Source organism: Flavobacteriales bacterium (assembly GCA_016716605.1).
GTDB lineage: Bacteria > Bacteroidota > Bacteroidia > Flavobacteriales_F > PHOS-HE28 > PHOS-HE28.
In genome coordinates this window covers 322,131-342,015 of the sequence record JADJWA010000002.1, presented here as the reverse complement: position 1 = coordinate 342,015, position 19,885 = coordinate 322,131, and the positions used below count along the sequence as shown (strand labels likewise).

Genomic DNA, 19,885 nt, shown 5'->3' with positions numbered 1-19,885 from the left:
ACCACGCAGCGATCGATCAGATGATCGGGGAGGCGCTGGAGCGGTTGGCGGGTTAGGGCAGGGAAGTGCTGTGAATGTCGCGCAAGGACTCACTTCGGTGAGAAGCGGATCGGCAGGGTGAATTGCACGCGGACGGGCTTGCCCCGTTGCTTTCCTGGCGACCATGCGGGCATGCTGTTCACCAAGCGAAGGGCTTCTGCATCAGCTGCAGGGTGAAAGCCACGATAGACTCTGGCATTGTTGATTGACCCATCGGTGCCAATCTCGAAGGTGGTATGAACCGTGCCATTGGCTTTGCTTCGTTTCAATTCCGTAGGGTAGCGGAGTTCCTTCTTGATGAACTGATACATGGCAACAGCCCCTCCGGGGAATTCGGGCATTTCCTCCACGACCGTGTATGCTCGATCTGAGGTTGAAATGACCTTCTCAGGTTCTTTCATGGTGAACTTCACCGGCAGGTTGTACCTCACGCGCACCCTCTGCCCCTTGTGCTCGCCGGGCGTCCATGCGGGCATGCTGCGCACGGCGTTCAGCGCAACCTCATCGCAGCCGCCACCGATGCCACGCAGCACGTTCGCGTTCGTGATGCGCCCGTCCTTCTCCACGACGAAGTTGATGAACACAGTGCCCTGAATGCCGGCGTCGCGCGCGGCGTCCGGGTAGCGGATTGCCGTTAGCAGGTACTTGTACAACTCAGCTTCTCCACCCGTGAATGCGGGCGACACTTCCACTACGGTGAAGACCGAATCGGTGAGTTCGCCGTCGTCGAGATAGGGAGCGGTGACAACCTGGGCCCTTGCTTGACTGGTAACCGAAGCAAGCAGGCACGCAAATAGGGCGTGATTCACTTGAAGCATGCCGAAATCTACCACGGCAGATCCAATGGCACGGCCTTTCCACAAGCCCCTGTTCAGTCTGCTCGTGTGTCAGGCGCCATCAACAGCCTGCCGCTGAAACATGCATGCCTGGAGCACAAGACTTCCCTGACCGCCCCGATAGCTTTCGCTCCGAGCCGCTTACCCGGCGATCACATGGGCAACAACGAGATCCGCGCGCTGATCACCCTGATCGACGATCCCGACGAGACCATTTACACCCAGGTGCGCGACCGCATCGTGCAGCTGGGCGACGACATCGTGCCGGAGCTCGAGCGCGCATGGGAGATCGACGACTTCGGCGACCTCTTCCGCAACCGCGTCGAGGACCTCTTGCACACCATCCACCTGAGCCGCGTGACCGATCGCCTCAAGGCCTGGTACGAAGCAGGCGGAGAGGACCTGCTCGAAGGCGCGCTCATCATCAGCCGCTACCGCTACCCCGATATGGACGAGCCGAAGGTGAAGGCGCGGCTGGCAGCGATCCGGCAGGACATCTGGCTGGAGTTGAACGATCACCTCACCGCCTTCGAGAAGGTGCGCGTGTTCAACCACATCTTCTTCCAGGTCCATGGCTTCAAGGGCAATAAGCGCAACTACCACGCGCCGCAGAACAGCTACATCAACGAGGTGCTCGACAGCCGCAAGGGCAATCCGCTGTCGCTGGCCATCATCTATCAGGTGCTCGCTGAGGACCTGGGTCTGCCCATGCGCGGCGTGAACCTGCCCAATCATTTCGTGCTCGCCTATCTCGATGAGGAGAGCATCGGCGGTGCGGATGCCGGCCAGCAAGGCGAGGAGAGCGTGCTCTTCTACGTGAATGCCTTCAGCCAAGGCGATATCCTCGGGCGCAACGAGATCAACGAGTTCCTTTCGAAGCTGAAGATCGAGCCACGCCCGAGCTTCTATCAGCCCTGCACCAACATCGACATCATCCGCCGCCAGCTGAACAACCTGGCTAACAGCTACAGCAAGATGGGCGATAGTGAGCGCGCCGCCGACCTGGAGAAGCTGAGGGATATGCTCGGCAGGGTTGAGGGATGAAGGCCTACCTATTCATCTCGCCTCACCTTCCAAAGCACCCAGCGGTCGGTACGATCGGCCCAGCCGCCGATGTTGATTCGCTTTGCCCAAGCCGGATAGGAAGCGAAGCATTCACGCGCGATGAATCCTGTTGGAAGCGCGGGTGATTGATCCAGCGTGAGCAGGAGAAAGGCTGATTCATCGGGCCAGCCCTCATCGCGCAAGGCGAATCGAAGCCCGAGTGGCCTGCCGAACCACACCGGGTGCTCCTGCGCGAAAGGCTGTCGGCCTTCATGCACGAGGGTCATCGGTTCAGAGGCCGAATCGTGGATCGCTTCGCGCAACACGGCATCCTCATTCGCAGGCTTGAAGAGCACGACCAATAGAAGCGGCACATGCACGGCGATGAAAGCGATGCGGAGCACGCGCCACCATCGGTCGCTGAAGTAATTGAACCAGCCTTGCTCCAGTGCCGCGTGCGCGCCAAGCACCACAAGTGCCGGAAGGAAGGGGATCAGCGGGAAGAGGAAGCGAAGCTCTTTGTGGCCGATCGACAGATGCGCCAAGAGGAATGGCAATGCGGCCCAGACAACGGGATCCCTTCGGCGGAAGACAATGGCAAGCAGCGGCAATGCGATGAAGGTGATGCTGAAGGGCGGAACTGCGCGCTCTGTGATTTGCGTGAAATACCACCACCATGGCTCGGTGCCGAAGGACGCTGCCTTTCCGGCGATGATGTTCTGCTCGAAGTAGTTCCATGCGGTGAATACCCATTCACCATAGAACCAACGGTCGATCAGAAGGCCGATAAGTTGCGCCGCCACCACACCCGCGACCAATGCGCTCAGTTTGGGCAAGGCCGCTCGCTTCACCAGCAGGCACCAACCCACCAGGCCGATCACCATGGAGCCCATTTGCACGCGCGCCACGCAGGCCAAGCCGATGAGCAGTCCACCGATCAGCCATGCGCGCGAACGCTGACCATTGCCATGCACCACCTGCGCGAAGCCGATGAGGAAGAGCGCGGCCGAAAGCCCCTCGGAGGAGAACCGCACTGCCGCGAAAACCCCGAACCAGAGCAGGAAGGCGAGCGCTGCATAGGTGCTCCGCAGGCGGGGCCGCTGAAGCGCGGGATCATCGCGAAGCCGCCGGTTGAAGAGGAGCACAGCGCCGGACCATGCGAGCGCTGCGGTGAATAGGCGAAGCAGAAGAGCGGTGCCGTAATGGTCGTCGAAGCCAACGGCATTCAATACGCGATGCACCACCACCACCATGGCTGGCTGAAGCGCCGGTCGGAGGCGCGCGCCGAATTCCCAGGTGAGGTCCGTTTCCGGGGTGATGCCTAGCTTCCAGCCAGCGAACTCGAGGATCTGGAAGTGCTCATCGGCATGGAAGGGGCCGATGGAGAAGATGGCGGCGATGGATAGGGCGAGTGCACCGAGTAAAGCGATGCGTCGAACCGGGGAAGGTCGGTCCGGTGCCGTCATCGGTTGAACAAGCGAAGCGCGGTTCGAGCGATGATTCGCAGATCGAGCCGCATGCTGCGCTCGCGCACGTACCGCAGATCGAGCGCGAGCTTCGCCGGCATCACCTCGTCCAAGTACACGCGCTCTGGATCGCTGGCGCGGCCCAGCACTTCGTTCTCGTCGATGTACGCGATGCTCGCCAGGCTGGTGAGTCCAGGCCTGAAGCTGAGGACCTGCCGTTGCTCTTCGGAATAGAGCGCCACGTAGCGCGGCACTTCGGGACGCGGTCCCACGACGCTCATTTCGCCCGCAACGATGTTCAGCAGCTGCGGCAGTTCATCGAGCTTGGTCTTACGCAGCACGTAGCCGATGCGCGTGATGCGTGGATCGCGGCCGCCCACGGTGATCTGGCCGGCGGCCTCGCTGCCCAGCCGCATGGTGCGGAACTTCAGCAGCCGGAATTCCCTTCCGCCTTTGCCCACGCGCACCTGTCGGAAGAAGGCGCCGCCCGGCGATCCAATGGCCACGGCTGCAGCGATGATCAGCAAGAGCGGGGCGAGCAACAGCAGCGCGCTGGCCGATGCGATCAGGTCGAACGCGCGCTTGCCCATGCGGCGAAGGAACGCAACACCGGGCGATGCGGCGGACGCGCGGCCTTCGCTATTCCACCACCAGTCGCAGCGAGCGTGTGGCTCCGCTTCCCTGCATGCTGAGCATGTACACGCCAGCGGGTCGGCCCGAGAGATCAACGACGGCCCGGCCGGCGGTTGCGCGTTGGCGCAGCACCTCGCGCCCGAGCGCATCGCGAGCGATCAGCTGCACCGGCTCGGAGGATTCGATCACCAGATGGAAGACGCCCGTACTCGGATTCGGGTAAGCGCTCAGCTGTGGTGATGCAGCCTCTTCAATGCCGATGGATTCGGCGTCTGCTGTGCGCAGCCCCAAGCTCGCCACCGGACCGCCGGTGAAGCCGATGAACCAATTGCCGCCGTTGCTGATCGGACTGGTGGGCTGGCCGTACACCGTCTCATTCAGGCCGTAGTGGACATGCTCATGGTAGCCGAAGAACACGGTGGGGTTGCTGGTGACGGTGCAGAAGAGGTAACGCGCATCGTCCTGGAGCAGCAGCGGCTCGGTGAAAGGGAAATGGACCATGGCGGAGTTCCCGGTGGCGGTGATCACGTGCTCCTCGTCGTGGATAAGGGAGAGCTGGCTGAAGCCGAATCCTGGATCGTCCATGGTGACGAAGGGATCCTGCCATTCATACACGCGGGTGATCACGCCGTCGCCCGCGATCGTGAGGGGCTCGTTCACCGATACCTGCCGATCCATCCCGGTGACGGCGATGCGTGAGGCGTGCGCATCGCTGAAGTGGATGCAGCTTTCATACGCTCCCGCGCTTTGGGCGGGCTGCATGCCCACGGTGCTCACGGGTGCGCCTGAAGCCGGTTCTACAGGCGCTGGGGCATAGCTGTCTGCGTAGTGCAGCGGCACGGTGTACTGGTTGTCAAGCACGTGCTGGTCATTGAGGGCCACCACGTTGTAGGTGAGCTGGTAGTTGCCGCTGAAGGCGGGCTGCGTCCAATCCGGGAGCTCGGCAAGCAGGCTATCGCCGGGTGCAAGCGCGAAGGGGGGTGTGGCCTCATCGTACACGCTTTCGCCATCCTGTTCGATGACGGCGCGGAGCACGAGCAAAGCGATGTCCTCGGCGCCGAAGTTGTGCACCATGGCGCCGATTCCCACGGCATGGTCACCGGGCTGTGAGGCGAGCAAGCTTGGCAGCGCGAGGCTCTTGGGCAGCAGCACGCCCTGCTTGCGCACGCCGGCATCCACGGCGTAGTAGCCATCCTTGTTGCCGAGAAGCACTGAGAGCGTTGCGCCGGAATCGATGGCCTCCATCCATGCTTCGCCGTCACCCAAGGTGATCTGGAACACCGGTATGTTCACCTGCGGCCCATACGGCCCGCCGCCCATTTCCACGGGCGGGCCCTGAACATTATTGATGATCACAACGGCAATGGCGCCGGCTTCCTGACAATGCTTCGCCTTCAACGCATAGTCGCAGGTGCCGCGGTAGAGCAGGGCCACCTTACCGGCTACCGCCGTTGGATTGATCAGCGGCGAGCAGGCCAGGCTATCGTCCTGTCCACCGCTGTGCGCGCGCACCAGATCGCCGATCACCCGGTTCGATGCATAGAGCATATTCGGCGTGTCCCATGAGCCAGCGGCGGGTTCGGCCCAGGTGTGCGCATAGCTTCCTTGCAAGGGACCTGCACTGAGGATGTCGCAAGCCACTTGGGCCCGGAACGGGATCGCGAGCACGAGGGAGGCGATGAGTGCGATTGCTTTCATGGTGATCGGTGTTGACGCCACGAAGGGAAAGCGCCTCTCAGCGGACGCCGCGGAATGGATGACGGCCCGTGTGATATGGGGCGCAACGCTTCATCCCGCGATTGCACCGTTCATCCGCAGCCGGGAGAGAAGCCCAAGCGGTCTGACTTCCCACGAATAGCTTCGCCGATCATGAAACGCATCCTCCTGCTCACCGCGCTCTCGGCAACGATTTCTGCTTCGGCCCAGCCTCTGTGGCTCCGCAACGCCGCCATCAGCCCAGATGGGCAGTCCATCGCCTTCTGCTATCACGGCGATATCTGGCGCGTACCAGCAACCGGCGGAGACGCCATGCCGCTCACCTCCAACGAAGCCTACGACCATACCCCGGTGTGGAGCCGCGACGGCAAGCTGGTCGCCTTCACGAGCAATCGCCATGGCAACAACGATGTGTTCGTGATGCCCTCCACCGGCGGTGCGCCCACACGCCTCACCTTCCATGGCAATGGCGAAGTGGCCAGCGATTTCAGCGTCGATGGAACGCAGGTGATCTTCTACGGCACGCGCCAGGACGATGTGAAGCACCAGCAGTTCCCCGTGGGCGGCCTCGGTGAGCTCTACACCGTGCCCGTGAAAGGCGGCCGCGTGATGCAGCTGAGCACCATCGCCATGCAGAACGCGCGCTACAGTCCCGATGGTAGCCTGATCGCCTACCACGACCGCAAAGGCTATGAGGACAATTGGCGCAAGCACCACACTTCATCCGTCACGCGCGACATCTGGACCTTCAATCCCGCCACCAAGGAGTACAAGCAGCTCACCCCCTTCGCCGGCGAGGACCGCGATCCGGTCTGGAGCAAGGACGGCGGCACGCTCTTCTACCTCACCGAAGTGAGCGGCAGCTTCAACGTGCACCGCATGCCGGCATCCGGCGGGCGCAGCATGCAAGTGACGCGCTTCACGGATCATCCGGTTCGATACCTCAGCATCAGCAGCAACGGAACGCTCTGCTTCAGTTACAGGGGCGAGCTCTACACCATGGCCGATGGTGCTGAGCCGAATAAGGTGGACATCCGCATCCATAGCGATGGCCGCTATCTCCCGCAGCGCACGATCAACGTGAGCAGTGCCGATGAATACACCTTGAGCCCGAGCGGCAAGGAAGCCGTGTTCATCCATCGCGGCGAGGTCTTCGTGACTAGCATCGCCGAAGGCACCACGCGCCGCATCACCAGCACGCCCGAGCAGGAGCGCAACGTGAGTTTCAGCCCCGATGGCCGTACCATCCTCTACGCCAGCGAGCGCGGACAGAGCTGGGACCTGTTCACCACTTCGTTGGTCCGCAAGGAGGAGAAGTACTTCTTCAACGCCACCCTGCTGAAGGAAGAAGCCTTGCTCAGCACGCCCGCTGAGGAGTTCCAGTGCGCCTATTCGCCCGATGGAAAGGAAGTGGCTTACCTGGAGGAGCGCACCGCGCTCAGGGTCCTCAACCTGGCCACGAAGCAGACGCGCGTCATCGTTCCGGGTAATAAGAATTACAGCTACAGCGACGGCGACCAGTGGTACCAATGGAGCCCCGACAGCAAGTGGTTCGTGGTCAATTTCCTGCACGACAAGCAATGGATCGGCCAGGTGGGCCTGGTGAACGCCTCGGGCAAGGAGCCCATCATCAACCTCACGCGCAGCGGCTACGGCGGCTACACGCCCCGTTGGGCCATGGAAGGCAAAGCCATCGTGTACATGAGCGATCGCGACGGGCAGAAGAACCACGCCAGCTGGGGAGGTGAGAGCGATGCCTACGCCTTCTTCCTCACGCAGGAGGCTTTTGACAAGTTCAAGATGACGAAGGAGGAAGCCGCATTGGTGAAGGAAGAGGAGGAGAAGAAGGACGAAGGGAAGGACGGGAAGGACGGCAAGAAGGACAAGGAGGCGAAGAAGGACAAGGAGGAGAAGAAGGAAGAGGTGAAACCCTTGAAGATCGAATTGGAGGGGATTGAATACCGCCGGGTGCGGCTAACGCCGAACAGCAGCGCCCTCAGTGATGCCCTGCTCAGCCCCGATGGAGAGAAGCTGTACTACCTCGCGGCCTTTGAGAAAGGCACGGACCTGTGGCAGTTCGAGATCCGCACGCGCGAGACGAAGGTCCTGAACAAGATGGGCGATGGCTGGGCGCACAACCTCGCTTGGGACAAGGATGCCAAGAAGCTCTTCTATCTGAACAACGGCAGCATCGGTTACTACGACACCGAGAAGAGCGAGAACAAGGGCGTGGGCATCGGCGGCGAGATGATCCTCGACGAAAGCGCCGAGCGCGCCTACCTCTTCGAGCACATCTGGAGGCAGGTGAAGAAGAAATTCTACCGCGTGGACCTGCAGGGCGTTGACTGGGACAAGTACAAGGCCGAGTACCAGCGCTGCCTGCCCCATATCAACAACAACTTCGATATGGCCGAGTTGTGCAGCGAGATGCTGGGAGAGCTCAACGCATCGCACACCGGTGCCGGTTACCGGTACGAAATGCCCAACGACGACCAGACCGCCTCACTCGGCTGCTTCTTCGCCAATGAACCCGGGCCTGGCCTGCGCATCACGGAGATCATGCCCCGCAGCCCGCTCACAAAAGAAGGCAGCAAGGTGAAGGCCGGGCACGTGATCGAAAAGATTGATGGCGCGGAAGTCGCCGCCGATATGGATTGGGCCATGCTCTTCAACCGCAAAGGAAACAAGCCCATGCTGCTGAGCATGTTTGACCCCAAGACGAAGACCCGCTGGGACGAGAGCGTGAAACCGCTCGCCGAGGGCGAGGACTACGGCCTGCTCTACAAGCGTTGGGTGGAGCGCTGCCGGCATCTGGTGGATAGCCTCAGCGGCGGCCAACTCGGATACGTGCATGTCCAAGGCATGAACGACCACAGTTTCCGCGTGGTGTATGAAGAAGCACTCGGCCGCTACCACGACAAGAAAGGCCTGGTGGTGGACACGCGTTTCAACGGGGGCGGTTGGCTGCACGATGATCTCGCCACCTTCCTCAATGGCAAGACATATATGACATTCCTGCCGCGCGACCAGATCCTGGGCACCGAGCCGCACTTCAAGTACCAGCGACCCAGCGTGGTGGTGATGAGCGAAAGCAACTACAGCGATGCGCACATGTTCCCCGTGACCTACCGCGCGCTGGGCATCGGCAAGCTCGTGGGCATGCCCGTGCCCGGCACCGGCACCGCCGTGTGGTGGGAGGGCCTTCAGAACGGCATGTGGTTCGGCATCCCGCAGGTGGGCATGGTGGACAATGCGGGCAACTACCTCGAGAACCAGCAGCTCGACCCCGACGTGCGCCAGCCGCTCGATCCGGGTGTCGTATCGCAAGGAAGGGATCAGCAACTGGAGGCGGCGGTGAAGGTGCTGATGGGGAATTGAGTTCCGCTGCTTGGTTCGTCGCTGGCGCATCCTATATTAGGAGCGTGCCAGCAGCCCGCACCCATACCGCCCCCCGCGCCCGCAAGCCGCGTCGCGTGCCCGATGAGCTGCTCACCGCCGTGCGCTGCGGCAAACGGAAGAAGCCCGATTGCGTGGCCCTTCAATGGCACGATGGCGCTGGCGAATTGCACATCGAGGTGTTGAGCCCCGCGCAGAGCTGGCCTTACCTGAACTGACCTCTTCGGCTGTGGACGCCGGCGCCGCTCGCGACCTCCTGCTCGCCCTGCCAGACGTCACTGAGCACGCGCACTTCGATAAGCAGGCATTCCGCGGGATCACGCCCAAGGGCAAGGCTTCAAGGATCTTCCTCACGCTCTGGGCAGAGGAGAACCGGGCCGTGCTGATGCTCGATCAGGAGCAGCAGGCCGAACTGCAAGCGCGGCATCCGCTGGTCTTCCTCCCGGTGCCGAACAAGTGGGGCGAGAAGGGCGCCACCTACGTGGAACTGAAGGCGTGCAGCACTGCGCTCTTCCGCGAAGGGGTGAAGGCGGCCATGCGAATCGCGGGTTGTGCTTGAGGTCGATCGTGCAATGATCATCTTCGTGGTTCTGATGGCGTTCGTCGAAGGCCCAGGCAGCGTACGACTTCAGCCATGCGTCATTCCCTCAAGACAGCTGCAAGCATGAAAGCAACGCTCACTCTCGCATTCGCTCTTCTCGGCACGATCGCTGCCTCCCAATGCGACCACGACCCGGTGATCACCCCCGGCGAAGCGATCCTCTGTCCGGATGAGAGCATCATCCTCAGCACCCAGCCTGCCGATAGCTATCAATGGTACAAGGATGGCTCGCCCCTCTTCAATGCGAACCAGCAGACCTTGATGGTGAGCGCTGCCAGCGATGCCGGCTCGGTGTTCACGGTGCTCAGCACCTTGGATGAATGCGGCGAGCTCTCGCCCGGCGTTCTCGTCGATGGATGGGCGTTCCTGCCCCCGTACGTGATACATGAAGGCGATGAGCCCGCAAGCATCGGCACCAAGGGGGAGAGCTACTACTGCCCCGGAGCCTTCATCCAGCTCACGCTCGGCAGCGTCACGGAGAACATCCAGTGGACCTTCAATGGTGACCCCATCCCCGGCGCGAACGGAACCGTGCTTTACCCCACCGAGGCCGGCTTCTATAGCGCCAGCGGCGCACCGGCGGAGTGCCCGGATTTCATCATGAGCCTCGGCGTGGAGATCGGCATCTTCTACTTGGAGGAAGCCCCCCCCGTGATCTTCCAATTCGAGGAATCGATCTGCTTCTACCCCGTATCGACCGATTACCAGTGGTACCTCGATGGTGAGCCGTTTCAAGAGGATGCCTGCTTCATCCCCACGGAGGGCGGGGTGTACACCGTGGAAGCCACCTACGCCTGCGACCCGATCCTCTCAGAGCCTTTCGATCTGGTACTGGGCGTCACGGATGTAAGCAGGCCGCGATTGTCCGTTGCGCCCAACCCGGCGCAGGATGAGGTGCGCATCCGGAGCGCGGCTGCCTTGAGCGGGGCTTGGCGGATGGTCGATGCTGCTGGCCGTGAGGTTTTGCAAGGCCGATTCGCGAATAGCACCGATTGCGTTCTCGCGCTTGAAGGCCTGGAGCCCGGGGCCTACACCTTGTTCACGGGGAATGCGGTCCCACTGCGCTTGGTGGTGAATCGGTAAGTGCACCCATCGGTATAGCGAGGCGCATCCGTCAGGCCAGCCCGGTGGTCTGACGGATGGCAGCTTCATGTGGTCGCGTGGCGCTTAGCTTGCCGCGCCGCCACGCAGGACTCTCCCTGCGGAAAGGCATGAATGGGCCCCAAGCAGCGCATCAAGTTCATCCCGCAGGAGAAGACCGATTTCCACGCCACTGTGCGGGCTCGTGTCGAAGGGTATTTCAATGAGCAGGGCATCAGCCCTCACGCGAACGCCGCCATGGTGCTGAAGACCGTGGTGCTGCTCACCGTCTACCTCGGCGCATTCGTGGGGCTGGTGGTCGTGCAGCCCTCGCCAGGCGTGCAGATGGCCCTTTGGGCGCTCATGGGGTTCGGCCTCGCCGGCATCGGCATGAGCGTGATGCACGATGCCAACCACGGCGCCTATTCCGCCAACGAGCGTGTGAACTGGTGGCTGGGCCACACCCTGAACCTGCTCGGCGGAAGCACGCACAACTGGAAGCTGCAGCACAACATCCTGCACCACACCTACACCAACATCACGCACGTCGATGACGATATCCAGGACCGTCTCGTGCTGAAGTTCTCGCCGCACACCGGCCGCAAATGGTACCACCGTTTCCAGTGGCTCTATGCCACCTTGTTCTATGGCCTGCTCACCCTGTACTGGGTGCTCGCCAAGGATATCATCCAGTTCAATCAGTACGACGCACGCGGCGTGATGCCCGGCAGCGCGCGCTCCAAGCGCATCGCCCTGCTGCGCATCGTCGCCCTCAAGGTCGTTTACTTCCTGGCGGTGGTCGGCCTGCCCATCGCCCTTGGCCTGCCCTGGCTGTTTGTCTTACTGGGTTTCCTGCTCATGCACTTCATCGCAGGCGCCATTCTCACGCTGGTATTCCAGTTGGCGCATACGGTTGAGGGCACCGATCACCCATTGCCGGACGAGCGTGGCGTGATCGCCGACGATTGGGCCGCGCACCAGATGCGCACCACGGTGAACTTCAGCCCCGGCAATCCCATCATCGGCTGGTACGTGGGCGGCCTCAATTACCAGGTGGAGCACCACCTCTTCCCGCGCGTGTCACATGTGCATTATCCGGCCATCGCGCCCATCGTGGAACGCACCGCACGTGAGTTCGGACTGCCCTACAACGTGAACCCGACCTTGTTGAGCGCGCTGCGCTCGCACTTCTCGCTCATGCGCCGGATCGGGCTGCCTAGCCTGAATGAGGCGATCGGGTAGTTGCCCCTATTGCGCCATCACCACCTTCAGGTCCTTCACCTGCAGCATCATGCCGTACTCGTTGCGAAGGCCATTCTCCGGGCCGGTTCGGCTCATGCGATAGCCGGCATGCAGCGGTTGCTCGCTCACGGGGGCCTCGGCATCGATGCGCCCGTGGAGCATCAGCGCGCGCGCGAAATGGAAGGTGACATCGAAGCCGAGCATGGCGTACTCATCGACATCGTGCTGAAAGCGCTCGCGGAAGCGCGCGATGAAGCGCTGGGTCCCGGGGTCCGTAGCGTCGAAATGGTTCGCTGCGGCGTAGGTGAATCCCAGCGCATCGAGGTCGGTGGCCGCGATGGGATCCATGCGGAGCCAGCTCTCCATGCCGACGAGGCGCACGCTGTGCTTGGCGGCCAATGCCTTCAGTTTCACGACCACGGTGGTCGCGAATTCCACGTCCTCACTGGGCACCACGATCACGTTGAGGCGCGCCGGGTCGAGCTTCGCGGCGAGTTCTCCGAGGTCGCGGCGGCCGGTGCGCATCACGAGCACGCTGTCGCGCAGGCGCCCGCTCTGGTTGGCGAGCGCTGAGTTGAGGGTGTTGATCATCGGCTCTTGGATCTCCTTGTCGCCGGTGATCTCAGGGCGCAGCACGATGAGGTTGTCGCGCGCGTGCTTGGCGGCGAGCCAGCGTGCGGCGTGGCGCACCAGGTCGGTGCGTGCGGGTACGGCCTTGCTCACGTTAGGGAAGCCCAGCACCACTTTATTGCTCTGCGGCACCGGGCACACGATGGGCAGGCGCGGGTGCGCGCGAGCCAACTGCTCAATGGCCGCGCGGTGGAAGGGGCCGATGCTCAGGTCGAGGTCGGCGATCGCAGGGTCCTTCAATGCGCTGCCCCATTGCCTCGCATCGTCGCCCACGTCGATGGGTCTCACTTCGGCGTTGAGTCCCAACGCGGCGAGCGAATCGAGGGCGATGAGCGCTCCTGCGTAGAACAGCGCCGCAATGCGCGAGGCTTCGTGGAAGCGCGGTCCGTTGGTCGCGGCGGCCGAGGCATCCAGCGCGCTATCGTTGCGTGCGGTGGAGAAGGGGAGCAGCAGGCCGATCCGGCGCAAAGCACTTGTGACCACTACGGAGGCAGGTGGTTTCGGTGGTTCCGGTGCGGGCCCCACTCGTGGAATGAGGATCGTGGAACCGGCTTTCAGTCCATCGGGCAGGCCGGTGTTCGCGGCCACGATCGCTTCGGGCCTTACGCCGTAACGCTGGCCCAGGCTGAAGAGCGTTTCGCCAGGCTGCACCACGTGATCGATGGTGTGCATGGGTTCCGCGCGCCGGAGGGCCGGATTGCCCGTGGACTGCACCGCCGGTGCCGGAACGATGATCACTGCGCCTTCGCGCAAACCGCCCACGGCCTCCGGGTTTCGTTCGAGCAGCACGTTGATGTCGGTGCCGTATCGCTTGGCGATCCCGAATAGCGTCTCTTTCTTCCCGACGGTGTGCCGGAGCTCGCCATCCTTCAGCAGCAGCGGCGCATTGCGCGCTTCCTTCCTGATCACTGCGGCTTGTGGGACCATCAGTTCCTGCCCGATGCCGATGCCGGCCTGCACCTCCGGATTCGCCTTGATCAGTTCATCCACGGGCACAGCGTACGAGCGCGCGATGGCGAATAGGGTCTGGCCTTGCTCCACCCGATGCACGGTGAATTTCTTCCCATCGATGATGCGCGTCTCTTGCGACCACGAAGCAAGCGGCAGCATGAGGCATGCAGCGAGCAGCAACCTGCAACGCGCGAAGGCCTTTTGCCCAGGGCCAGACCACAGCCCCTCAACTCGAGCGTTCATTCCCATTCAATGGTAGCGGGCGGCTTGCTGCTGATGTCGTACACCACTCGGTTCACGCCCTTCACGCGGTTGATGATCTGGTTCGATATCCGTGCCAGGAACTCGTAGGGCAGGTGGCACCAATCGGCGGTCATCCCGTCGGTGCTGCTTACCGCGCGCAGGGCCACGGCGTTCTCGTAGGTGCGCTCATCGCCCATCACGCCGACGCTTCGCACGGGAAGCAGGATAGCTCCCGCCTGCCACACTTGATCGTAGAGCCCCTCATCGCGCAGTCCTTGGATGAAGATGTGGTCGACCTCTTGCAGCAGCGCCACTTTCTCAGGCGTGATCTCACCCAGGATGCGTATTGCGAGGCCCGGGCCGGGGAAAGGATGGCGGCCGAGGATGTTGGGGTCGAGGCCCAGTTCGCGACCCACGCGGCGCACCTCGTCCTTGAATAGCAGGCGCAGCGGTTCCACCACTTGCAGCTTCATGCGGTCCGGCAAACCGCCCACATTGTGGTGGCTCTTGATGGTGACGCTGGGGCCGTTCACGCTCACGCTCTCGATCACATCAGGGTAGATGGTGCCCTGCCCCAGCCATTTCACATCCTGGATGCGGTGCGCCTCCCGGTCGAACACTTCAATGAAGGTGCGGCCGATGGCCTTCCGCTTCGCCTCGGGTTCCTCGAGGCCTTTCAATGCAGAGTAGAACTCGGACTTCGCATCCACACCGGTGATGTTGAGGCCGAGGTGCCGGTAACTCTCCAGGACGCGCGAGTATTCGTCCTTGCGCAGCAGGCCGTTGTCAACGAAGATGCATTGCAGCCGGTCTCCAATGGCGCGATCGAGCAGCAAGGCGGCCACGCTGCTGTCCACGCCACCGCTGAGTGCGAGCACCACCTGGTCATCGCCCAGCTGCTGCTGCAGGCTGGCCACGGTGTGCTCAACGAAGCCGTGGGGCGTCCAATCTCCGGTGCATCCGCAGATGCCGATCACGAAGTTGTGCAGCAGTTGCAGGCCATCGGTGCTGTGATAGACCTCCGGATGGAACTGCACCGCATAGGTGAGCAGGTCACGCAGCGCGTAGGCGGCAACGGGCACATCGGCCGTGCTGGCGATCACGTCCATGGCCTCGCTCGGCGCTGTGATGCTGTCGCCGTGGCTCATCCATACCTGCGTGCCGGCCTCGATGCCATCGAAAAGATGGTTGTCGGCGATGGTGCTCAGGTGCGCGCGGCCGTATTCGCGGATCCGGCTCTTCTCCACCGGCGCGCCCATGCGCTTGGCGATGAGCTGTGCGCCGTAGCACACCGCGAGGATGGGTTTTACGCCGATGATGCCCGTGAGGTCGGTGTCGGGCGCGTTCGTGTCATGCACGCTGCTGGGGCTACCGCTCAGGATCACGCCCTTCACGCTGGGCTCGTGGGCGAATTGCTGCGCCTTGCTGAAGGGGTGGATCTCGCAATAGACATTCAGCTCGCGAACCCGGCGGGCGATGAGCTGGGTGTACTGCGAGCCGTGGTCGAGGATGAGGATGGATTCGGGCAAGACGGAGCGCCGCGCAGATCAGGTAGCCAGCGGCGGGCGAAGGTAGCCAGCGCGCTCAGAGCGGTGGATCGAACCATGCCGCGCGTGGCGCATCTTTGGTGTCATGAACCGGGCACTTGCCATTGCGGCGATCACATGCATCGCCTTCCGTGCTTCGGGCCAGGCCAACTGCGCACAGACCACTGTCGGCCTCGTTCCCATCATGGACATGGGTTCCTCGTTCTACGATGGATACGATGGCGGCTTATATGGCGGCGGCAGCAATGCCATGCCGCAAGCGCATGCCGACGAGGGACTCGCGCTGGCGCTGGCCGTGGGGCCCTTGGACGCCACAGGCGCTCCCGACGCGGTGAGTGGCCGGATCGGTTGGCTATCCATCGGAATGTCGAACACCCAGCAGGAGACGGCCGCCTTCATCGCACTGGCGAACGGGCATCCTGCAGTGAATCCGGACATCACGTTCGTGAATGGCGGCGTCGGTGGGCAGACCGCGCAGGTGATCTCGGCGCCATGGCATCCGAATTACCAGAACTATTGGACCACCGTTGGCAGTCGCTTGCAGCAAGCAGGCATCTCGGCGCAGCAGGTGCAGGTGATCTGGCTGAAGCAGGCGAATCAGGCCAATGGCCAGCCTTTGCAGACCTACCGCGATAGCCTTTACGTCCAGACCAAGCGCATCGCGCATGAGATGCGCTCCCGATTCCCGAACGCGCGCCTGTGCTACGTGGCCAGCCGGGTTTATGGCGGTTATGCCGTCGGCGCGCTGAATCCCGAGCCATACGCCTACGATCAGGGCTTCATCATGCGCCAGGTGATCCTGGAGCAGATCAACGGGAGTCCTGAACTCGCGTTCGACGGACCCAACAGTGTTTCTCCCTGGCTTGCATGGGGCACCTACCTCTGGGCCGATGGCGCAACGCCGCGAAGCGATGGGCTCACGTGGGAATGCCCGGACGATTTCGAGCAGGATGGGGTCCATCCCTCAGCGGTCGGGGAACAGAAGGTCGCCGCGCTGCTCTTCGATTTCTTCAGCAACGAGGCCACCGCATGCCCATGGTTCCTGAGCAATTGCACAACGGGCTCACAAGAGCTGCGGTTGAACAGCATTCGCTGCTTCCCGAATCCAGCCATGGACAAGGTCGTGATTGATGGTTTCGATGGGCCGGGGGGCTACATCATTGTGCAGGATGGAGCAGGTCGTGCCTTGTGGACAGGGTCCGTGGATCAGGCACCGGCCGCCATTGACCTGAGCGGCTTGGCTGCGGGCCTTTATGTGATCCGAGTCCTTGATCGGAATGGTCGCCGCGTGGCCTCGAGCCGCTTGACGAGGGCCATGCGCTGATCAGCGCGCGTCGATCGACCGCTGGAACACCACCAGGTCGTTTGCGGGGATTCGCTCCAAACCGAGGAAGCGCATCTGGGTGATCAGCTGGCCCCGATGCTGCGTGCTGTGGTTGAAGCAATGCATGAGCATGCGCCACACCCGGCTTCGGTGCTCGTTCCCCTTCAGATCGCGGTAGGACCGCTCTTTCTCGAATTCAGCCTCATCCATGCCATGCACGAGATCATGCAGGCGCTCGCAATGCGGGATGAGCGTGGCGATGTCCGTGCCCGGTTCAGCAGGCCATCGCACCGGTGCGCCCAGCAAGCGATGGGTCCAAGCGCATTCGGCATCGCGGATGTGCAGCAGGGTCTTGCGCAGCGTAGGGAAGCTGCTTGGGGCGAGCGCATCGAGGATGCCCTCCGATTCCTCCGCTAATCGCTCGAAGAAGCGCGAATTGGCCCACCGATCGTAGGCCGCGTACTCATGCAAGAGGGTCTTCATGCTGGTGGCAGGTGGATAACAATGTTGAAATCGGACGAAGCGGCGCCCCGGATCGACGGGCGCAAGCTCTGGACCTTCGCGGGAACCAAGATCGGCATGATCTCAACACTGTTCGGAAGGAAGCGCATCACGGAGGAGAAGCTGGCGAACGTGTTCATCAATTCGGTGCTCGAGATGTGCGCCGATGGATTCCCGTTGGTGGTGGCGGAATTGAATGAGGCACCGGAATTCGAGGAGTCGCCCGGCCTTCGGGAGGATGATGACGCCCGTTTCCTGCTGATCGTGCTCACGGCCAACCTGATGGAGATGCATCGCGCGCTCGGACCCGGCACCGACAAGCGCATGCACGCATTGTCCATCTCGAAGTTCGCGCAGGCCACGGGCCAGGGCTGCACCGATGTGGAAGATGCGGTGCGCGCGCTGAGCGACCGCATGTCGCGCCTGAACGCGCCGAGCAAGAACTCCGTGTACGCCATGGGCAAGGCGGTCTTCCTCGAATACGATCTGTACCGTTTCCAGGACGAGTATTTTCGAGGCACGCGCTCGCCGAATCCCATCGTCCTCAAGCGCCTGAACGCCCTGTTCGGCTACTTCCTCTTCAGCTGGTCCGAAGTGCAGGAGCAGTACCGCATCGGGTAGTGGCGTCGGACGAAGGATCCGTTCACGGCTTACTTTCGATGGGCCGTGCGGAATCTGGCCGTTGCACTCGTCCTGTTGCCTCTGAGTACCAGCGGCCAGCTTGCCGTATGGGGCGAGGAGTTCGAGAATGCGTGCATGGGCGGCTGCTACGCATCGGCTTACATAGGTCCCAACGGCGCCTGGAGCATTACGAATACCGGAGCCAACGGAGCGTGCGCCAATCGCTGGTTCATCAGCTGCCGCGAGAACGGGCAGGCCGCCGGTGCGTGCGGAGCGGGTTGCGGAAACAACGAGACGCTGCATGTGGGCAACGACATCAGCTGCATATCGCCGAACGGCTGCTTCTTCTGCCCTTCGGGTGATTGCGGGGCCGCCTATGATGCCGGCTGCCCGCCGGCGCTCTGCGCCTTCTGCTGCTCGTGCAACTCCTCCCAGACCGATCAGCGCGCCGAGTCGCCGGTGATCGACCTCACGGGGCTCGCGGGCCTCACGCTCAGCTTCAAGTACATGGAGAACGGGCAGGGCGCCACGGACAATGCCACGCTCTGGTTCTACAACGGATCGGTCTGGACCCAGCTCATCGACCTTCCGAAGACACCCGTGTGCGGTAGCGGCCAAGGACAATGGACCAGCTACAGCATCGCCTTGCCCGCCAGCGCCGACAATAACCCGAACGTGCGCATCGGTTTCCGCTGGGTGAACAACAACGATGGCTCGGGCGCCGACCCCAGTTTCGCGGTGGATGACGTGCAGCTCACCATCCCCTTCAGCGCGCCGGGCACAGGGCTGATCGTGAACGAACTGAGCAATGGACCCAGCGGCGCGAAGGAGTACGTGGAGCTGATCGCCGTGGGGCCGCCCTGCTCCACGATCGATATCCGGGGCATCAAGGTCGATGACAATAACGGCGCGCTCTACAACGGATTCGGCGCCACGCTCGTGAATAGCGGCACCGCCGCTGGCCACCTGCGCTTCGCGAGCATCGGGCAATGGGCAGCCGTGCCCACCGGAAGCATCATCCTGCTCTACAACAACACCGACCCCAACGCCTCGCTGCCTCCCGATGATCCCAGCGATGCATCGCCTGCGGACAAGCGGTACATCCTGCCGGTGAGCCATGCGAGCATGCAGGGGTGCGGTTCATCGCCCAATCCGGCCAGCACATCGGGCTACTTCAACTGCGCCTGGGGCGCCGGCAATTGGAACTACATGAGCTTCCGCAACGAAGGCGATGCGGCGCAGACGCGCGATGCACAAGGCCGTTACTTCCACGGCATCAGCTATGGCACCAATGGGCAGAACATGAACAACGGAGGGCTCGACAACCTCCGCATCAGTGCCATGGACCACACCGGCCGCGTGCTCTTCTTCAACAGCGGCAACTACCGTGTCGCCGCCAACTTCACCAGCGCAGGCGTCGCGGGCGTCGAAACGCCGGGCGCACCGAATAATCCCGCCAACCTCGCCTTCATCGCCACCTTCGATTGCCCGTTGCCCATCGAGCTGCTCACCTTCACGGCGCAGGAGGAGGATCGCGTTGCGCGCCTGCGTTGGAGCACCGCCAACGAGCAGGGCAATGCGTGGTTCATCGTCGAGCGATCAACCGACGCGCAGCGCTTCATGCCGATCGCGCAGCTGCCCGGTGCAGGCGATTCGCACGAGCGGCGCGATTACATCTTCGATGATGCGCAGCCCTTGCCGGGGATCGGCTATTACCGCCTGCGCCAGGTCGATCTCGATGGAGGCGGCTCATTGAGCCAGGTGGTGGCGCTGAGTCGTTCGGCCATTCCTGGGCTGTGGGCGAGCCAAGGGGCGGATGGCCGCTTGCGCATCGGCGGCGGTGATGGAGCTGCGCGCCTTGAAATGAGTGATGCGCTTGGGCGGTTGCTGCTGCGGAAGGCGATTGATCAATGGCCGATTGAATTGGTGCCGCCTCAACGCGCTTTGGGCCTCGTGGTGATCACGGTCGATTCGGGATCCGGGCGATGGAGCACCCGCATGGTGCTTGACTGAAC

Annotated in this window: 16 protein-coding genes; 9 read left to right on the top strand and 7 right to left on the bottom strand. The window is 62.6% G+C overall.

What is annotated here, in order from left to right:
• Positions 1-89: 89 nt before the first annotated feature.
• Positions 90-857 carry an energy transducer TonB gene (locus IPM12_16470; protein ID MBK9149401.1) on the bottom strand — a complete coding sequence of 256 codons (768 nt, stop codon included), beginning with the start codon at positions 855-857 and terminating at the stop codon, positions 90-92.
• Positions 858-1,031: 174 nt separating this feature from the next.
• Between IPM12_16470 and IPM12_16465 the strand changes: the two genes are divergently transcribed.
• Positions 1,032-1,919: a transglutaminase family protein gene (locus IPM12_16465; GenBank protein MBK9149400.1), complete on the top strand. Its 888-nt coding sequence runs from the start codon at positions 1,032-1,034 to the stop codon at positions 1,917-1,919.
• 8 nt (positions 1,920-1,927) lie between these two features.
• Here IPM12_16465 and IPM12_16460 read toward each other — a convergent pair whose 3' ends face one another.
• The 3 genes from IPM12_16460 to IPM12_16450 are packed head-to-tail and all read right to left on the bottom strand — an operon-like array spanning position 1,928 to position 5,716.
• Entirely contained in the window at positions 1,928-3,385 is a 1,458-nt protein-coding gene (locus IPM12_16460; GenBank protein ID MBK9149399.1) for a hypothetical protein, read from the bottom strand.
• A complete protein-coding gene (locus IPM12_16455; protein MBK9149398.1) occupies positions 3,382-3,975 on the bottom strand; it encodes a sugar transferase in 594 nt (197 codons plus the stop codon). Before IPM12_16455 ends, IPM12_16460 begins: the two co-directional genes overlap by 4 nt.
• Before the next feature lie 49 nt (positions 3,976-4,024).
• Positions 4,025-5,716: a T9SS type A sorting domain-containing protein gene (locus tag IPM12_16450; protein ID MBK9149397.1), complete on the bottom strand. Its 1,692-nt coding sequence runs from the start codon at positions 5,714-5,716 to the stop codon at positions 4,025-4,027.
• A 171-nt stretch (positions 5,717-5,887) separates the two neighbouring features.
• On the opposite strand from IPM12_16450, the gene IPM12_16445 reads away from it, so the two are divergent.
• The 5 genes from IPM12_16445 (at position 5,888) to IPM12_16425 (ending at position 12,053) form a co-directional block, all read left to right on the top strand.
• On the top strand, positions 5,888-9,112 hold the full coding sequence (locus IPM12_16445) for a PD40 domain-containing protein (protein ID MBK9149396.1): 3,225 nt from the start codon (positions 5,888-5,890) through the stop codon (positions 9,110-9,112).
• Positions 9,113-9,156: 44 nt separating this feature from the next.
• The gene (locus IPM12_16440) at positions 9,157-9,348 is read left to right on the top strand and encodes a hypothetical protein (GenBank protein ID MBK9149395.1); all 192 of its coding nucleotides are present in this window, start codon (positions 9,157-9,159) and stop codon (positions 9,346-9,348) included.
• Between the two features lie 11 nt (positions 9,349-9,359).
• A complete protein-coding gene (locus IPM12_16435; protein ID MBK9149394.1) occupies positions 9,360-9,689 on the top strand; it encodes an MmcQ/YjbR family DNA-binding protein in 330 nt (109 codons plus the stop codon).
• Between the two features lie 75 nt (positions 9,690-9,764).
• Entirely contained in the window at positions 9,765-10,814 is a 1,050-nt protein-coding gene (locus IPM12_16430) for a hypothetical protein (GenBank protein ID MBK9149393.1), read from the top strand.
• Between the two features lie 132 nt (positions 10,815-10,946).
• A complete protein-coding gene (locus tag IPM12_16425; protein MBK9149392.1) occupies positions 10,947-12,053 on the top strand; it encodes an acyl-CoA desaturase in 1,107 nt (368 codons plus the stop codon).
• 6 nt (positions 12,054-12,059) lie between these two features.
• On the opposite strand, the gene IPM12_16420 is transcribed toward IPM12_16425, so the two are convergent.
• Both IPM12_16420 and guaA read right to left on the bottom strand, forming a co-directional pair.
• On the bottom strand, positions 12,060-13,793 hold the full coding sequence (locus IPM12_16420; GenBank protein MBK9149391.1) for a LysM peptidoglycan-binding domain-containing protein: 1,734 nt from the start codon (positions 13,791-13,793) through the stop codon (positions 12,060-12,062).
• A gap of 80 nt (positions 13,794-13,873) precedes the next feature.
• Positions 13,874-15,406, bottom strand: coding sequence for a glutamine-hydrolyzing GMP synthase (guaA, locus tag IPM12_16415; GenBank protein ID MBK9149390.1), 1,533 nt, complete (start codon positions 15,404-15,406; stop codon positions 13,874-13,876).
• Positions 15,407-15,509: 103 nt separating this feature from the next.
• On the opposite strand from guaA, the gene IPM12_16410 reads away from it, so the two are divergent.
• On the top strand, positions 15,510-16,748 hold the full coding sequence (locus IPM12_16410; GenBank protein ID MBK9149389.1) for a T9SS type A sorting domain-containing protein: 1,239 nt from the start codon (positions 15,510-15,512) through the stop codon (positions 16,746-16,748).
• Here the strand turns inward: IPM12_16410 and IPM12_16405 are convergent, their stop codons facing one another.
• Positions 16,749-17,231 (bottom strand): hypothetical protein, encoded by a 483-nt coding sequence (locus IPM12_16405; GenBank protein MBK9149388.1) that lies wholly within the window; start codon positions 17,229-17,231, stop codon positions 16,749-16,751.
• A 96-nt stretch (positions 17,232-17,327) separates the two neighbouring features.
• On the opposite strand from IPM12_16405, the gene IPM12_16400 reads away from it, so the two are divergent.
• Together IPM12_16400 and IPM12_16395 are read left to right on the top strand one after the other, a co-directional pair.
• Positions 17,328-17,870, top strand: a complete 543-nt coding sequence (locus IPM12_16400; protein ID MBK9149387.1) for a hypothetical protein — start codon at positions 17,328-17,330, stop codon at positions 17,868-17,870.
• A 45-nt stretch (positions 17,871-17,915) separates the two neighbouring features.
• Positions 17,916-19,883 (top strand): hypothetical protein, encoded by a 1,968-nt coding sequence (locus IPM12_16395; protein MBK9149386.1) that lies wholly within the window; start codon positions 17,916-17,918, stop codon positions 19,881-19,883.
• Positions 19,884-19,885: the final 2 nt, after the last annotated feature.

Coding starts and splice junctions, on each gene's coding strand:
- IPM12_16430 (MBK9149393.1), top strand. CDS start 9,765: ATGCGTCATTCCCTCAAGACAGCTGCAAGCATGAAAGCAACGCTCACT.
- IPM12_16465 (MBK9149400.1), top strand. CDS start 1,032: ATGGGCAACAACGAGATCCGCGCGCTGATCACCCTGATCGACGATCCC.
- IPM12_16420 (MBK9149391.1), bottom strand. CDS start 13,793: ATGCTGCCGCTTGCTTCGTGGTCGCAAGAGACGCGCATCATCGATGGG.
- IPM12_16445 (MBK9149396.1), top strand. CDS start 5,888: ATGAAACGCATCCTCCTGCTCACCGCGCTCTCGGCAACGATTTCTGCT.
- IPM12_16460 (MBK9149399.1), bottom strand. CDS start 3,385: ATGACGGCACCGGACCGACCTTCCCCGGTTCGACGCATCGCTTTACTC.
- IPM12_16425 (MBK9149392.1), top strand. CDS start 10,947: ATGGGCCCCAAGCAGCGCATCAAGTTCATCCCGCAGGAGAAGACCGAT.
- IPM12_16410 (MBK9149389.1), top strand. CDS start 15,510: ATGAACCGGGCACTTGCCATTGCGGCGATCACATGCATCGCCTTCCGT.
- IPM12_16470 (MBK9149401.1), bottom strand. CDS start 857: ATGCTTCAAGTGAATCACGCCCTATTTGCGTGCCTGCTTGCTTCGGTT.
- IPM12_16400 (MBK9149387.1), top strand. CDS start 17,328: ATGATCTCAACACTGTTCGGAAGGAAGCGCATCACGGAGGAGAAGCTG.
- IPM12_16455 (MBK9149398.1), bottom strand. CDS start 3,975: ATGGGCAAGCGCGCGTTCGACCTGATCGCATCGGCCAGCGCGCTGCTG.
- IPM12_16405 (MBK9149388.1), bottom strand. CDS start 17,231: ATGAAGACCCTCTTGCATGAGTACGCGGCCTACGATCGGTGGGCCAAT.
- IPM12_16450 (MBK9149397.1), bottom strand. CDS start 5,716: ATGAAAGCAATCGCACTCATCGCCTCCCTCGTGCTCGCGATCCCGTTC.